Here is a 14,627-nt window from a genome sequence, read left to right as displayed (position 1 = left end):
TGATTTATACACTTTAAATCTAAGAAATTTTATTCAAATGCTGTAAACCATGATTTTTCCAAAGGATTTTAAAATGTAATTCCTTTAAATTATTTTGTGCGAGAAATTTCTTTACTGCCTTATACTAAATTCTCAGCTAAAATTTCATTTCCATTTTGGAAAAAGCGAATTTCGTATGTGCCTGTATTCTTTTTGGTTCCAAAAATTAGCGCAACACCCAATTTGTAATTGTAATGATTTCCTAAATAATCAATGGTTAGATGTTCAAGCTTTATAAGGTCGAATTCTTTGTGTTTACGTGAATGAGAGTCCTTTTTAATTTCGATTACTACCAAGTTATTTTCATTACTTTCTCTTGTGTGAATAATTATATCGGGAGTTATTCTGTAGTTGTTTTCATCATTAGGTTCTAGTCCAATTTCAAGCATACGGTTTTTTGCGAAAACAAGAGCTTTCCTATCGTTCTCCTTATCGATATCACCATTGTATTCGGCATCAACATTATAATCTTGGAAATAAGGTTTTAGGTAAAATGTCAAATGTGTGGAAATATTTAGCTCAGATAGACCTCGAAGAAGATTACCAGCTTCTTTTTCCAATAATTCAGTGATTGCTCTATTAAGATTTTGTAAGATTAAGTTAATATTCATATTTTCATTAATGTTGGGTCATGATTGGTTCCTGCTCGATATTGACATGAAATAAGTATTAGGATCGTTTTACTAATTAATATAAAGATGCCAATTAATGACCATTTTGCCGAAAAAAATAAACTACTTTAAGCCTTTTCCTTTATTTTGCTTAATCATACTTAACAATTCAGGTGTTATTCCCAAATAGGAAGCTATTTGCTTTTGCTTTACTTTTTCTGCAAAGTCCGGATATTTGTTGAGAAATATTTCATAGCGAGCTTCCGCCGAAAGAGAGAGGTTATGAATCACGCGCAGCTGTTCCCTTACATGGGCATTCTGCATCAAAATTCTAAAGAATTTTTCAAATTGTGGAATAGCTACATTCAAATAATCTATATCATTCTTTTTTAACTGATAAACCATACTGTTTTCTATAGTCTCAATGGTTAGCATGGCTGGTTTTTCATTAATAAAACTGTACATGTCTGTAATCCACCAATCTTTAATGGCGAACATTATAGTAACCTCTTTACCTGATTCATCAATATAGAATGCACGTAATGCGCCCGACTCAACAAAATAGATCTTCTCACACAATTGTCCTTGACATAATATTGTCCTTTTTCCAGGTATTTGTATTTTTTTTAACCGAGATAAAAATACCAATAATTCAGTCTCATTCAAGGTGATATATTGATGTATATTTTCTTGAATTCTTTGATGATTCATACTGCTTTACTTGAAAATATATGTGGTTTTCCTCTTTAAAATTAATGTAATAAGATCTTAAATATAGTTATGATATCTACTATTTTATAACTCCAAATTTTTTAAAAAAAGCTTCTCTGCCTTTTTTGTTATAAACGTAAGGATCAGAGAATCTTTTATCCCAATTGTCCGTAATTGATTTAAAATCGGTTCCAATGAATTTTTCAAGTTCTGCTTTATTTACTGAAATTTCATAAATTTCTTCCTCATAAGGTAAATTGATATTTACTTGGTCTACAAAGTCCAGTTTTCGCATTATTCTAACAGAACCATCAATAAGTGCTTTTTCAATTGCATCTCCAGAATCCCAATAAGCTTTCAATTCTGATTCAGTCAAAGATGATTGCGGATTGATTTCTTTGTATTCTGTAAAGTTTGACACATAAGTTATTGTCGCTTTTTTGTCGATTAATTCTACACTTTTAATTGAACCTCCAGCCCTTAAGCGTGATGCTTCAGTTTTAAGTTCCTCAAGTTTGGGGTCGTTAGTAGCTGTTTTTGTATTAGATACATTTTCCTTTATTTCTTTCTTTTGTTCACCATTTCCACAGCTAAGCAAAATACAAGATATTGCTATTACAGTCGATATTTTAATATTCATCTTTTTGATTTTTAAGTTTGTTTAATTTTCTCCATTCGTAAGGAGAAATAGCATTTTTATCCTGCCACAATCCTAAACCATTGAATTTGGCAGCTTCTTGTAATTTTCCCAGCTGAGTATTTTTTGAATATTGATGATACCACCATCCTAATCCTGACTTTATGATTTCTTCAGATAGATATTTTCCTGAATCATAGTATATCTTGGCAATAGTTCTGCCGTATCTGTCTTGATCTGTTTCATAGAAAACAATATCTTTTCCAAATATCTCGCCTGAAGTAAATTCTTTAGCATTTTTTCCAAATGGTTGTCCGCTCTCTGGGCAATCTACTTCTGCAAGACGTAAAGTCTTTTGGATATCTCCTTCTAATAAAGCAGTAACAGTATCACCATCTTTAATGCCTATAATTCGAGCTTTAGTTTGTGCACAAACAACTTCCGAAAGGAAGAATATGGATATAATAAATATATATTTCAAGCTTATCGTTTTCTGAAGTATATTTTTGTCTTTTAATGTTTTCATCGTAGGAGAGGGAAGGAGCTTAAAACACCTCTGTTTAATTATATAATGGTAGCAGATAGTTTAAGGTATAATTTCAAATTTACAATCTTAATTATCTTTCAGCAATAGCTTGTTGATGAATGCTATAATTCTTGTACTATTTGAATATCAGGTAAATTAGAAACAAGATTAAATCTCGAATGTTCAAATGATTTGTCTGCGAATGCTTGAATTATTATTTCTGTGACAAAATCAATCTTTAAAGCAAGTAAGAATCCTTTGTCTTTGTGATTTTCAGTCATAATTCCTACAAGATAATATTTTGGAATGCCTCTTTCATCTTTATCATCAAAATCCGGTACATACCAAAGTCCACTACCACTAATACCTTGAATTTCTTTTGTTATTTGAGCATGTTTGGAACCGAAAGCTTGGAGTTTTCTACGATAGTGAACTAAAATGAATTGTTCTTCATCATAACCTAAAGTAGCATATCTTTTTTGTGGAATAGATTGGGTCGTGAGCTTGAATGGAATTGGATCAAAAACTGCTTCACCCACTTTCTTCTTAACACCACTTATAGGATATCCTGCTACAAAATAATATCCATTATAGTCAATACTATGATTTACAAGAATTTGTTCCTGTGAAATAAATTTCCATTGATCATCTGTGAAATGTTTATTCATTCGAGCTGAAAATCTTAAGACGGAAAAATCTATATCAAAATTGTCCAAATTTTTATCGTAAGTAGTCGCTAGAACTCCATTTAACCATATCACTTTATCACCTCCAACTGGTGCAACAAATTTTTTCCAATCTTCAACGTTTAAAAGATGTCCTGCACTTATTAAGTACCTTGCAGAATCTGTTCTTAAATAAATACCACAGCCAACAGCTTTCGCAGAAGGAGGTTTGGGTAAATTTATAATCGGAGTATGTGTAAGTATGCTATTACAGATAGCTCTAGAAAGTTCTGGTATATTCTTCAAAATTTGTGTTTTGTCAATAATTACAAATAAGATCCAAATTTATGTATTGCATAAATACTATGTTATTATTAAATTCTCGATCAGGGTAAAAAGGATTTAAAATTACGCTATTTCTCAACTATCATTTTTTGAGATTATCTTTTAAGATCTACGACGATAACCTAAACTAATTCTATAAGTATTCGCTGTGCTTTTTGAAACTCCCAAAACTTTTGCAATACCTTCATCTGATAATTGAGCTTCATCAATTAAAAGTTTTGTTGTTTTTTTCCTAGCTTCTAAATAGACTTCTTTTCTCGAATTAGTAGTGAAATCTGACCTATTGAGCCCGGTCTCAGATTCTACAACTTTTAAAATCTCATCAATTAATTTTTCACCCATTGTTCATTTTTATTTTGAAACTATTTTATTCTATCATATTCTGCAGTGTATTGAAAAAATCAGAATTATCTTCATTTATCATTGAAGCTTCATATATACTTTCTTTCAATAAGTCTATATTTGTCGTGTTATAGTATTGAAGAGCATACAATAACGATGCAAGTGCTCTAGTTTTACCAAACTCTATCATTGCCTCTTCTCCTTGGCCATTGTCATCATAATCAAAGTATAATTCATCGTGCCTTTCCATTAAATCTGAAATGGTTTGAATATCATCATCTGAAATTACTTCTTTATTTTGCAGTTTTGAATTTATTTCTTCAACAATTTTGTTATCTGAAAGATTCCCTTCATTTATAGCAAAATCACATGTATTTAAATTTATCCTATTTAAAATTGTCTCATTAGTTGATCTATCAATTTTTTCAGACAGATCTTTATTTATCGTTTCTAATCTATTCATTCTACTTTTTATATTGGAGTTGAAATGCTTGCGTTGATAGGATTAATTGCATTATAACAATTTTGACTAATAGCTCTTGCAATAAGTCTGCCTTCTTTTTTCTTCTAAAAGATTACAACTAACCAAGATTTAAAATAAAAACGGAGTTTTTATACTGAGTAGATTATATTTTTATATAGTTATTCAGTCGGAGGAGGGGTCGTTTCTAAAATTGTTAAAAATTCACTAAAAGTTTCGCAGATAAAATAAGTATTTAACTCATCTGTTGATTGAGAAAAAAAGTAAGAATGATCATAATACCAAATACCATTATTTTCTCCATCATTAACTAGAAGAATCCACCCACTTCCTGGATCAGAACCTATTAAAAGAGAATTATCAGGAATATCATCTCCATATTCTTCGTTTTGGTTAATTAGTCCAATTTTTTTATTGTCCGATTCTACACCATAAAACCCTCCCATCAATATTTTCTGTTCTAAATCTTTAACATAAAAAATTCCATCCACAATATCCGCACCATTATACTTTATCAAAAATTTTTTATAATCCTCTGGTAACAAGATGTCAAACTTTTTTTCTATTTCATTGACATTTTCTAAACTTCCTTTTTCGTAACCTATTATTTTCATCACTCTTCTTAATACTGCTTTCCCATTTGTCTATACTAAATATCATAAATACTTACTTTCAATATCTTCTCCCAAGGCACATTCTAATATAATTTGAAAAAAAAGTTCATCATCTGTAGTTTCAAACAATGTGGTTTCAAATCTGTCTCTTGGATGAAAACTAAATAATTTGGTTTGAAGATTTTGAACAAATAAATACTGCTCTGAATCAGCATAAAAAATATATTCTGCAAAATCTTTATTTGTATGCCATTCTTCATTAGCTTCTATTAAATTTAAATTACTTTTATCGCATATCCCATATAGAAATAATCCGTTAAAATTCAGGCCATTACTTAAATACAGTATTTCTTTATAAAATTTGGATATACCAGATTCATAAAGACTTTCAAAGTAGTTTTTTAATTCAAAGAATTGGGTTTCTGTTATAGGTTTGTTTATTTCATATCCAATATTCTTTTTAAGTGCTATAATCTCGTCGATTAATTTTTCAATTTTGCTCATAATAAATTAGATTTTAAGGGTAAATATCTCCTGGCATAGTATACCATGGGAATTCTTTTACATCACCTGCTTCCATACCTTTAGTCGCATTGTTTTGATAGACAGTTAGAGCCTTGTGATAAGGATCGTTTTCAATTAATACCAAATTATCAGTACTATTAGTTCCACTATCATCCAAAGGATACTTATGGTGTACTTGATATCCCTCTGGAACGTAACCATTTTCCATGGCTTTTATATCCGCATCTGAAAAACCCTTACTTCTTAATCTATCTTTATCCTTTGCTAAGTTCTGTAAAAATTTCTTTCTTTCGGTATTATTAAATGCTTTTCGCAATTCTGCTACATCGTCAGCACTTCTTTTTGTGTAAGTAAAAAGTTCTTCCACTATATTTTTTAACTCAATCAATCCTCCTTTCAGAGGCAACATTATGGTTTTGGTTTTTTTACCAACCTTTACTACACTCAGCACTCCCTGCTTTAATGCGTTAGCAAATTTAGAAATTTTTGATGCAAGGGAGGCTACTCTATCTGCACCAATTAAAACTTTGGCTCCAGTACTTAACCCTTTTACCACCAATCCGGCTCCTTTGCTTCCAGCTACAGCTTCTACCACAGCATAATAAATTTGTCCTACACTTTCACCTACTTCTCCTGTTTCACCGCGTTTTACATCTTCCCAGGCATTGCTTGCGGCATCACTCACACCGTTAACCATAGCATCCTTTGTCTTAACAAAATCAGTTCCCAAAGCTGAATCTAGCGATCTTAGGTTTGTTTCACCCATCAAGTAACCCGTTGGGCCGGAATAAGCTGCACCAATAACTACCATTTTCCCGAGACCTTTCCAGGTATCTGCTTTCCACATATCATCAGTAAGAAAATTCCATGTGCCTTCCATTCCTTTTTTAAAACCTCTGCCAACCCCTTCAGTAAATTTTTTATCATCATCACAAAATAGATCTACAATAGCTCCAAACGGGGTTGTGAGCGCCTGACCCAATATGTTGGATGAAATTTCTTCGGAAACAAAGCCACTTTCATTATTGTTCTCATTCGCTAAATCGGCTTCATACTTATCGAAAAATATTTTTATTTTTCCTTGTCCTACAGCACAAAAAGCTTCTGAATCTTCTAATAACAATTTCTCGTTGTTAGCAAAAACATTTCCCGATTTGGTTTTCGTCCATTGTACACTTGCGAATGCACACGGACCGCCTATTTTTTTGCATGCACCAAAAGGAAGGACATTGACCGTAAATTTATTATCTGCATCGGTGGCCATCATTGGGCCATATAGATTTACTTTTCTTGGGGTTGCAATGAGCTGAGACGGTGTAGCTCCCATATCGCAGACCAAGAATACGCCTTCCGGTACGTATTTTTTATTCTCATCGCTCATCACCCGTTTTTTTATAGGATATTTTGTCTTTTTTAAAATGAACACCTCTGACCTCAAAATATTGATCGATTTCGCCAGTAATGCATTCTAAAGCACCGGACAATTCATATTTTTCCTTTGCATGAAAAGTGATGTCGTCCATTTCAATTTTATCGCCATAAAGCATTTTAAATGCCCTAATAAATTCTTCTCCGTTTTCAATACTTTCAATATCAAGAACAGCATCAAGGTTAGCGATGAATAGTTGATCACTAGTCCTTATGGTCAACTCTTCTTTTACAGGAATTTTCAATCCAAAATAAAATCCATGTAAAAATCTTTTTCTCATGAATTTTTTTTGTTCAATCGGAGCCTGTAACAGTTGTTTAATTCTTGGAAAGAATATCTGGGCAATGCCAGTATAAAATATACTGTTACGCAGCTTCTCTTCATTTTTTACACTGTTTTCATAGTTGTTTAAAAGTTCTTCTACATCGGGAATTGACTTAAATTTTTCTTTAAGGCGTGTTCGCTCTGCTTCCCATTTTTGAATAATCTCTTTATGATTTAAAATACCTGTTACTTCAAAACCCTCATTAATTTGCAATTCTAAATCGGCTGTGAATTCATTAAAGCATTGTGCAAACTGGAAAATCAACCCCTCACAGGATTGTTTCAAATCACTAACCTTGTATCTGATTTTTTTTTCAGAAAGGTCTTCACGATAAATAACATCAGCGGAAAAATTATTTTCAATAAAGCTTATGCCATTTCTGGTTTGGCTAAAACCAGTAACAGCGTAAACATCATCCTCATGCTTTTTGCTTTTCGAATGTTTTTTATCTTCCAATGGAGGGATACTATAAAAACTCATATCTCATTTATATTTACAGTTCCACCGGTCATATTCGTTACAGAACCTCCGCCCAGATTTGTTTCAATTGAACCTTTAATACTTGCTTTAGCAGCAGAGCTTTCAACTTTTACATCACTTGTTAAGCTTTTGATAATAATTTCTCCTGTTTCTGCTGTCGATTCTATTTTGCCTTCTTTGGCAATTGTAACTACTCCTTCTTTACTTATTTTTATTTGGTTTCCGCCTACAAGAAAAGTAATGCTGGTTTTGGCATCAATAATTACATTTCCTTTACTGTCTGCTTTTATGATGGATTGTGCAGGTTGATCCTTATTGGCTCCAACATTTATTACCGAGGTGCTGCCTGCATTGACCGTGTAATTCGTGTTGGCATTAGTGGTGGCATTTCCTTTTCCGTCAAATTTCATATTAGCTCCGCCCTTATCTTTAAGGTTCATAGAACCGGCTCCGTTATCGTACTTTAGTTCAGCACCGCTACGCCCGCTAAAACTCATCAAATTATTGTTCTGTCCGCCACCGGCACCAACCTGGCCATGAAACATGCCGCCCATTACAAAAGGCCGGTCAGGATGAAGATGTACAAAGTTTACAATGACCTGATCACCGACCTCCGGTATTGACATAAAACCACGGTTCTTACTGACCTTTTCGCTGCTACCTGCATCTGGTGACATCACACGGATAAACTCAGTCGAGTCATTACCTCGTTGCCAGTCGAGTTGCACCTTCACGCGTCCCTGATTGAGTGGATCGCTATTTGAGATAACCTTACCAAATTGAGGTTCCGCGGTGGGAACGTCAAATTCAGGTCTTGGAATGAAGCCTGTATCGGCTGCAATAGCTTGAAATGATCCATCATAATAACCTCTGGCATCAACTTCGTGGATTACTTCAATAAGCATCAATTTTGTAAAATAGGAAGTCTCGTTGCTGTCAGCTTTCCGCATTTCTATATCTGCAATACATCCCGGATATAGAAAAGGAACAGTCGTGTTACCGGAAGTAACAAACACCTCCGCTGCTTTGCTCCCCGCCGTGCCTTTTTGTGAAGCATCAATATCCATAAAGGAGGATGCCTTTATAGGGGCAACCCTTAAGGAAGGTGTATTAAAAGTTTTTTCAGATATTTCATAGGCTCGCCTTGCAATATCTGATGTGTGATTGATCTTTGTATTGCCCCCTTCTAATTTTTCATTTTTACTGCTGTTATATCCGTAAAATGACGGATTAACATGTTGGGCTTTCATTTTGATCCTAACATCCGTCAGATTACTGCCATATGTAAGCGTTACAGGCTGCTCCTGTGGCGGAAGCTTGCCGAAATGTAATACCTCACCGTCGTAAAAGAATTGTTCGCCATAAGCCTCTGCTATCCTTGCCAGGTAATTGTAATGGGTTTCTTCGTACTGGCAGCTATAGGGTACGCTTCCGTATGTTGCATCCACCCTAAAATCATATTTCCCTTGCCCCAATCCTTCCTTAATTACCGCATCGGCAATGCTGTTCAAACTAATGGGCTGTGTACCGCCAAAACTCTGAATATGGGGGGCGGCATCTAATAATATAGTGGGGCTCTGGCCGCACATGACCAGATTACCCAGGCTGCCTTTGTCCTGACTAAAACCTACTTCGGTAATAACGCCGACAAAAGTTCTCTCAGGACCCTCTTCGACATCTTTGTATTTAAAAACGACAGTTATCCTCTTTCCTAAGAAATTTTGGGCTTCTTCAAGGTTATGATTTTCTGCGGTGCCTAATGTATCGTGAGCGAGTGTAAGCTCGAACCAATGGTGTTTAACAGCACTTTGAGAAAGCTTAAAATGTTTAAAATATTTGATGGGTTTGCCTTCTACATGAATATCCAGTTTTACTACCCTGTTAATTCCAGTTATTGCATTTTCCGCAATTGCGGCTGCATTATATATTTTTGATGTGGGTTGTTTCGCCCAGTTTTTCTCCTGAATGATTGTTGGTTCATTGGGTAATAAAGGTTGGCTCATAAACCGTTGCCCGGTATCAACAATACTCTTTGCATCGTTAATAATTTTTTGTTGTTTACCAGGAATGTTTGTGACATTGTTAAGAGCTGCGTCCTTCAATGAATCTAAAGGGTTTTTATTAGATGAATCTAATCCCTTATTGGGCAGATTATCTTCTTGCTTGAACATGGTGACATAATTTTTTTCGGTTGTGTGGTTTTAATAGGATTTTCACCTTTTGCTGGAATGAGACCATTAAACTCACAGAGCCAATCGTAATTTGCACTGGTCTTCTGGGGGCAAGATTACACAGCGATTGTTCCGAGGTCGGGCAAACAAAATTTCTATAGATTCGAAATTCCTCTTTGGGCGTAAGGCTACGCTATTTGTTTAGTGATTTTTTTTTTTCATAACTTATTAAAGTGATTTTGGTTAAACCAAATTATCAACTTAAGAATAGACAACAAAATGAATTAGGTGTTATTTTAATAATTGTAGTAGAACTACGATTAACATAATATTTTCTAAATCGACCGATGGCTTTCGATCTTTTTATATTGATCTCCTGAATATTAATCCTCAGAAAGCAAATACTATGGTGTTAGTGGGGTAAGAACCATTGTAAATTGTTAAACAATAAATTATTGCATTTGTTGTTTAAATCTTAAATGCACATAAAAACTTATATGTTATGGAAATAGATATTATAGAAATGCTGTTACATGGTAAACACGGCAACGAATTTCAAGACTACAGCGAAAGATACTTTGACGCTATATATGGGGTAGACTTTCAGCGGGTAGCCCACAATGGTAGGAAGGGTGATGGTGGTAAAGACGGGTACATTTCGCAAAACAAGGAATATTTCGCTATTTCTTCCCGAAGCGATGTGGAAATAAAAATCAGGCAGGATTTCGTAAACTGTGTGACTAAAAATTGGAATGTTAAAATTTTCAACTTTGTTACCAACCGGATTTATAATTCTGACGAATTAGCTGTCGTTGATAAATTAAGAATGGATAATCCGGGCATTAAAATTAATGTGATGACCCATAAACATATGGCTGCTAAAATACGTGAGATGCCTAAACAGCGGATGATGACGATACTTTGCAGATCTTTGGATGATAAGGATGATAATACGGTTTTTTTTAAAGTAAATGAAAAAAAGCAGGTATCATTTCCTTTCTCGCAATCAATTAAAGATTCTTATCCCTATTATTTAATGGTAATAACTATTTTGGTGTTAACATTTGGTATTGGCATATATTATATATATTCTTCAAACGAAAAGGTTTGGAAAATTTCTATGATGGGACTGCTTTGTTCAATTCCCCTGTTATTTTATTTTTTTGGCGAAAGACTCAAAAAGACCAAATTTCCGCATAAAATTTTGTACCTGGTTTTGGGTGAAAAATTGCCGGTAGATCGGGAGGTTTTGTTTAATGAACAGGGACTTTCAATTCGCAGAAATGCACCGTGGCATTTTACCTTTAACAATAGGTCTGCTGACTGTATTAAAAAAGGATGCTGTGGAAAGGTCTACTTATACAGATCTGAGAAATATGATCTTATGGGTAGATGTGAATTTGATAAGGTTAACCATGTTTATAAAGTTGATCGTAATTTTTATGGTGAGTTGCTATAGTCTGAGAAATTGATTTATTCTGATGTCACCTATGTGATCAGTTTAAGGTGTCCGAATCAAAATCGGACACCTATTTTTTTGGGTGCTATCTTTTGATCTGAAAAATATGACAATTGTATTTTTTATCTCCGGATTCCCGGAGATTTTTTTATATGAAAATGAACTTGTTAAAATTGTCCAATCTGGTGTTAATCGCTCTATCGTGAGGGCGTGTCTTATTTTGACCTCGCTTTTCGTTACAAGTCCTCGCAAGCTGTGGGCTTTTCTCTTCAATCGTTCACGCAGTTTCCATATGCTACCAAACGCACAGGCTAAAGCACATTTACTTCGGCAGTTGTCACAGCCACAGTAAAAGAGCTTTAAGCTTCCCTATAATTAGCGAACTGCAAAACGGAAGCCAATGCGCAGTCTCGAACTCTACCATTTTCCATTCCCTAATCTCCGTATTTATCGCTCTTGATGGATATATATATGAATATTCATTTAATATCATTTTTCCAAAGAAAAGGATAAAAAGGCAGCCAAGTTACATCAGCCAGCCGTCGCACGATCCCACCAATAAAAAAAATGAATGAACGGTTTCCCCCCAAAGGACCCCCCATTAAATCATTTTTTTTCTTGGTCTCAGCAATTGCCAGATGTAGTTGTCTGCTTTCTTTTTTTCCTTTTTTTCTTTTGAAAAAATAATATCGGGGCAGAGCCTCGCAAGGACTTGAAGAACATAACAGAATCGTATAACACTTTAAAACAAAAAGTTATGAACATCACAGGACGAATCACAAGAAACGCAGAGGTCAGTACAACTGATAGCGGAAAAGCGGTAGTCAATTTTTCGGTTGCTATCAATGACGTGTACAAGAACAAACAGGGCGAGAAAATTGAAAATACCGCATTTTTTGGTTGCTCGTATTGGAAAAATACCGCAATAGCAAATTACCTGACACAAGGGCAATTGGTGGAGCTGTCGGGGAGGGTCAGCGTAAGGGCTTGGCTTGGGAAAGATGGCGAACCAAAGGCAGGACTAAATTTTTACACTTCCGAAATCAAGTTACTCGGTGGAGGTGCTAAAGGACAGAATGACAGCAAAAAGGTTGCAACCGCAGAAAACACCGACAAAGAGGACGACCTACCATTTTAAACCGTAAAAAGAACAGTTATGAAAAATTCAGTAGAAACACAGATACAGATACCCGATAATATTTCTCAGATAGCCCAAATCGTTAAAAATGACTGGAAAAAGGTCTATTTCGGGGCAGTACCCTATTTAATTGCAATGCAGTCACTCAATACGATACAGGACTATTTTTATGAGGATTCGGGAACTTCAATTGTCAACTATTTTCTTGCTAACGCCACAACATGGCGTGGAGAAACAGCACGACAGGTTAAAGCCAAACTAAAACAATTGGTCGAACGACAAGGCAAAAATTAATTTCTAAACCCCTAAAATTTAACATCATGGCAACAAAGCAAATAAATATAACAGAAGCAAGTGTTTACGTAGGAACTTACGCCAAATATAATGACGGTTCAATCTTCGGAAATTGGCTCAAACTGTCTGATTATGCAGATAGGGAAGAATTTTACAATGCTTGTGCAGAGTTGCACAGTGACGAAGAAGATCCCGAATATATGTTTCAGGATTATGAACATATTCCCAAAGGTTTAATAGGTGAATCATGGATTAGTGAAAATGTATTTGAAGTTCTGGAAGCAATTGGCAATCTCAGCGATAACAATCAGGAAGCTTTTTTAATATGGTGTAATAACGGTCATGCTGTGCTGTCTGAGGGTGATATTACTGACCTTATCAGCGATTTTGAGTGTGCCTACATAGCCCATTATGATAGCGATGAGGATTTTGCAAGGGAATTGATTGGAGAGCGTGCAGACCTCAACGATTTTGCAAAGCAATATTTTGATTATGATGCCTACGCAAATGATCTTTTTTGCGGTGACTATTGGAGCGAGGACGGACACGTATTTTATAACTAAACATTAACCACAGGCGACTGTGAAAGCAGTCGCCTTTAATTCCCAAACATTGGTACTGCAAACATTCAAAAGTACACGTAAACATCATTTTAAATTTATTGCAATGAATATTGGCGTAATAACCTATAAAAAGTACGACGAAAATGTGCTACTGAATGCACATTTCAATATTGATGAATTATTTAGGATCATCCTGCACGACAAAGATTTTGTACGCTTTGAAATCTTCGACAGGGAGAAAAAATTACTTGCATCCACCTATTACCCGAATGTTGACGGAAAGGGGCTGTATATCCATCCGGTAAAGGTGTGCAGGAACGAGGAACTTAAATGGATAGATTATTACGCATTTAGGTCGCCTTCCACAATCAGGCATTATAAAGTGACTTGGAAAGTAGATGGTGCGGTTTTCCGAACAAGGATAAAAGCCACTGACTACGCAAATCTTGTCAATAAAAGGGTCTCTTGCAGAATTGAACCTTTCATTGACCGAAGTACTTACCACAGATCGCAGAACTGATTTTTACACATCAAAATCTATCAAAATGAAACCATTGGACGAAATGAATAATATAGAAAGGGCGTATGTATTAGCCCGATTATTTCCTGAAAATTTAAAAGACCTTATCAGCTTTGTTCAAAAGGAGATAAGCCATTTTCGGGAAAAACAGGAGGATATTAAACAGGCTTGGCAACCCCATTCCCTGATTACAGCGAATTATTGGTACAGCCTGATCGCAGAAATTGAAAAGGTGATTGAAAGTTTCAATGTTCAGCTTCACAGAAACCCGAAAATATTTTCCGAACATCTTTTTTGGGGACACAATTCCATTTTTATGACACACTGCCTAATACGCTTTGTCGAGTGCGAAAATCCCCACCATAGCCTGAAAGTGGCAATAGAACTGCTTTTCGGCGTGAAAGAAGTAGTCTCCATTGAATTTAAGGAACAAACGGAAGAATAAAGTTTAATCACAGGTGGCTGTGAAAAGTCACCTATAAATACAAACAAAATGACACAGGCAGAATTAAAAGATAATTTCAGAACCCTGCTCGCCATAAATCCACCTCTTAAAGAAATCGAAGAACTTTTCTGTAAGGCAGTACAATGCGGTGCTTTAAACTTTGCAGACGAAGAGCAGGACAGTTACAGGTCAGCAAAGATTATATATCATGCTATCCTTTGTGCAATGGCGGATAATTGGCAACCATTGGCAAAAGAGAATAGGGAACATGCCGAAAACCTTAAAATATTCCTCTAATACTAAAATG

The 14,627-nt window shown here is 34.9% G+C and carries 19 protein-coding genes; 7 read left to right on the top strand and 12 right to left on the bottom strand.

Going from position 1 to position 14,627, the window contains the following annotated elements; genetic code table 11:
• Positions 1–119: 119 nt before the first annotated feature.
• From G6053_RS17335 to G6053_RS17280, 12 genes are all read right to left on the bottom strand, one after another.
• Complete coding sequence (locus tag G6053_RS17335) at positions 120–650, bottom strand: hypothetical protein (protein WP_165307473.1); 531 nt, start codon at positions 648–650, stop codon at positions 120–122.
• 123 nt (positions 651–773) lie between these two features.
• A complete protein-coding gene (locus tag G6053_RS17330) occupies positions 774–1,361 on the bottom strand; it encodes a Crp/Fnr family transcriptional regulator (RefSeq protein ID WP_165307471.1) in 588 nt (195 codons plus the stop codon).
• A gap of 79 nt (positions 1,362–1,440) precedes the next feature.
• Positions 1,441–2,001 (bottom strand): hypothetical protein, encoded by a 561-nt coding sequence (locus G6053_RS17325; protein ID WP_165307469.1) that lies wholly within the window; start codon positions 1,999–2,001, stop codon positions 1,441–1,443.
• Entirely contained in the window at positions 1,991–2,524 is a 534-nt protein-coding gene (locus tag G6053_RS17320) for a thermonuclease family protein (RefSeq protein WP_165307468.1), read from the bottom strand. Before G6053_RS17320 ends, G6053_RS17325 begins: the two co-directional genes overlap by 11 nt.
• Before the next feature lie 122 nt (positions 2,525–2,646).
• On the bottom strand, positions 2,647–3,495 hold the full coding sequence (locus G6053_RS17315) for a hypothetical protein (protein ID WP_165307466.1): 849 nt from the start codon (positions 3,493–3,495) through the stop codon (positions 2,647–2,649).
• 141 nt (positions 3,496–3,636) lie between these two features.
• Positions 3,637–3,876, bottom strand: a complete 240-nt coding sequence (locus tag G6053_RS17310; RefSeq protein WP_165307465.1) for a hypothetical protein — start codon at positions 3,874–3,876, stop codon at positions 3,637–3,639.
• 25 nt (positions 3,877–3,901) lie between these two features.
• Positions 3,902–4,339, bottom strand: coding sequence for a hypothetical protein (locus tag G6053_RS17305; protein ID WP_165307464.1), 438 nt, complete (start codon positions 4,337–4,339; stop codon positions 3,902–3,904).
• A gap of 179 nt (positions 4,340–4,518) precedes the next feature.
• The gene (locus tag G6053_RS17300) at positions 4,519–4,971 is read right to left on the bottom strand and encodes an SMI1/KNR4 family protein (RefSeq protein ID WP_165307462.1); all 453 of its coding nucleotides are present in this window, start codon (positions 4,969–4,971) and stop codon (positions 4,519–4,521) included.
• 42 nt (positions 4,972–5,013) lie between these two features.
• Positions 5,014–5,475, bottom strand: coding sequence for a YrhA family protein (locus G6053_RS17295; RefSeq protein ID WP_165307461.1), 462 nt, complete (start codon positions 5,473–5,475; stop codon positions 5,014–5,016).
• A gap of 13 nt (positions 5,476–5,488) precedes the next feature.
• Positions 5,489–6,877 (bottom strand): PAAR-like protein, encoded by a 1,389-nt coding sequence (locus G6053_RS17290; RefSeq protein WP_165307459.1) that lies wholly within the window; start codon positions 6,875–6,877, stop codon positions 5,489–5,491.
• Positions 6,867–7,730: a hypothetical protein gene (locus G6053_RS17285; protein ID WP_165307458.1), complete on the bottom strand. Its 864-nt coding sequence runs from the start codon at positions 7,728–7,730 to the stop codon at positions 6,867–6,869. The genes G6053_RS17290 and G6053_RS17285 overlap by 11 nt, the downstream gene beginning before the upstream one ends.
• The gene (locus G6053_RS17280) at positions 7,727–9,901 is read right to left on the bottom strand and encodes a phage baseplate assembly protein V (RefSeq protein WP_165307456.1); all 2,175 of its coding nucleotides are present in this window, start codon (positions 9,899–9,901) and stop codon (positions 7,727–7,729) included. Before G6053_RS17280 ends, G6053_RS17285 begins: the two co-directional genes overlap by 4 nt.
• 502 nt (positions 9,902–10,403) lie before the next feature.
• Here G6053_RS17280 and G6053_RS17275 point away from each other — a divergent pair.
• The 7 genes from G6053_RS17275 (at position 10,404) to G6053_RS17245 (ending at position 14,617) form a co-directional block, all read left to right on the top strand.
• Positions 10,404–11,360: a hypothetical protein gene (locus G6053_RS17275; RefSeq protein ID WP_165307455.1), complete on the top strand. Its 957-nt coding sequence runs from the start codon at positions 10,404–10,406 to the stop codon at positions 11,358–11,360.
• A 757-nt stretch (positions 11,361–12,117) separates the two neighbouring features.
• Positions 12,118–12,498 (top strand): single-stranded DNA-binding protein, encoded by a 381-nt coding sequence (gene ssb, locus G6053_RS17270; RefSeq protein WP_165307453.1) that lies wholly within the window; start codon positions 12,118–12,120, stop codon positions 12,496–12,498.
• 18 nt (positions 12,499–12,516) lie between these two features.
• Positions 12,517–12,792: a hypothetical protein gene (locus G6053_RS17265; protein WP_165307452.1), complete on the top strand. Its 276-nt coding sequence runs from the start codon at positions 12,517–12,519 to the stop codon at positions 12,790–12,792.
• 26 nt (positions 12,793–12,818) lie between these two features.
• On the top strand, positions 12,819–13,355 hold the full coding sequence (locus tag G6053_RS17260; protein WP_165307450.1) for an antirestriction protein ArdA: 537 nt from the start codon (positions 12,819–12,821) through the stop codon (positions 13,353–13,355).
• A 19-nt stretch (positions 13,356–13,374) separates the two neighbouring features.
• On the top strand, positions 13,375–13,875 hold the full coding sequence (locus G6053_RS17255) for a hypothetical protein (RefSeq protein WP_165307449.1): 501 nt from the start codon (positions 13,375–13,377) through the stop codon (positions 13,873–13,875).
• Between the two features lie 25 nt (positions 13,876–13,900).
• On the top strand, positions 13,901–14,320 hold the full coding sequence (locus G6053_RS17250; RefSeq protein WP_165307447.1) for a hypothetical protein: 420 nt from the start codon (positions 13,901–13,903) through the stop codon (positions 14,318–14,320).
• A gap of 48 nt (positions 14,321–14,368) precedes the next feature.
• Positions 14,369–14,617, top strand: a complete 249-nt coding sequence (locus G6053_RS17245; protein WP_165307446.1) for a hypothetical protein — start codon at positions 14,369–14,371, stop codon at positions 14,615–14,617.
• The last annotated feature ends 10 nt before the right edge of the window (positions 14,618–14,627 follow it).

This window comes from Sphingobacterium sp. DR205 (genome assembly GCF_011064245.1).
Taxonomy (GTDB): domain Bacteria; phylum Bacteroidota; class Bacteroidia; order Sphingobacteriales; family Sphingobacteriaceae; genus Sphingobacterium; species Sphingobacterium athyrii.
The sequence above is the reverse complement of the archived record's forward strand: the minus strand, read 5'-3'. Positions and strand labels throughout refer to the sequence as shown.

Bases quoted from the DNA above. Each gene is read 5' to 3' on its own strand.
- G6053_RS17335 (WP_165307473.1), bottom strand. From the start codon at position 650: ATGAATATTAACTTAATCTTACAAAATCTTAATAGAGCAATCACTGAA.
- G6053_RS17330 (WP_165307471.1), bottom strand. From the start codon at position 1,361: ATGAATCATCAAAGAATTCAAGAAAATATACATCAATATATCACCTTG.
- G6053_RS17325 (WP_165307469.1), bottom strand. From the start codon at position 2,001: ATGAATATTAAAATATCGACTGTAATAGCAATATCTTGTATTTTGCTT.
- G6053_RS17320 (WP_165307468.1), bottom strand. From the start codon at position 2,524: ATGAAAACATTAAAAGACAAAAATATACTTCAGAAAACGATAAGCTTG.
- G6053_RS17310 (WP_165307465.1), bottom strand. From the start codon at position 3,876: ATGGGTGAAAAATTAATTGATGAGATTTTAAAAGTTGTAGAATCTGAG.
- G6053_RS17305 (WP_165307464.1), bottom strand. From the start codon at position 4,339: ATGAATAGATTAGAAACGATAAATAAAGATCTGTCTGAAAAAATTGAT.
- G6053_RS17300 (WP_165307462.1), bottom strand. From the start codon at position 4,971: ATGAAAATAATAGGTTACGAAAAAGGAAGTTTAGAAAATGTCAATGAA.
- G6053_RS17295 (WP_165307461.1), bottom strand. From the start codon at position 5,475: ATGAGCAAAATTGAAAAATTAATCGACGAGATTATAGCACTTAAAAAG.
- G6053_RS17290 (WP_165307459.1), bottom strand. From the start codon at position 6,877: ATGAGCGATGAGAATAAAAAATACGTACCGGAAGGCGTATTCTTGGTC.
- G6053_RS17285 (WP_165307458.1), bottom strand. From the start codon at position 7,730: ATGAGTTTTTATAGTATCCCTCCATTGGAAGATAAAAAACATTCGAAA.
- G6053_RS17280 (WP_165307456.1), bottom strand. From the start codon at position 9,901: ATGTTCAAGCAAGAAGATAATCTGCCCAATAAGGGATTAGATTCATCT.
- G6053_RS17275 (WP_165307455.1), top strand. From the start codon at position 10,404: ATGGAAATAGATATTATAGAAATGCTGTTACATGGTAAACACGGCAAC.
- ssb (WP_165307453.1), top strand. From the start codon at position 12,118: ATGAACATCACAGGACGAATCACAAGAAACGCAGAGGTCAGTACAACT.
- G6053_RS17265 (WP_165307452.1), top strand. From the start codon at position 12,517: ATGAAAAATTCAGTAGAAACACAGATACAGATACCCGATAATATTTCT.
- G6053_RS17260 (WP_165307450.1), top strand. From the start codon at position 12,819: ATGGCAACAAAGCAAATAAATATAACAGAAGCAAGTGTTTACGTAGGA.
- G6053_RS17250 (WP_165307447.1), top strand. From the start codon at position 13,901: ATGAAACCATTGGACGAAATGAATAATATAGAAAGGGCGTATGTATTA.
- G6053_RS17245 (WP_165307446.1), top strand. From the start codon at position 14,369: ATGACACAGGCAGAATTAAAAGATAATTTCAGAACCCTGCTCGCCATA.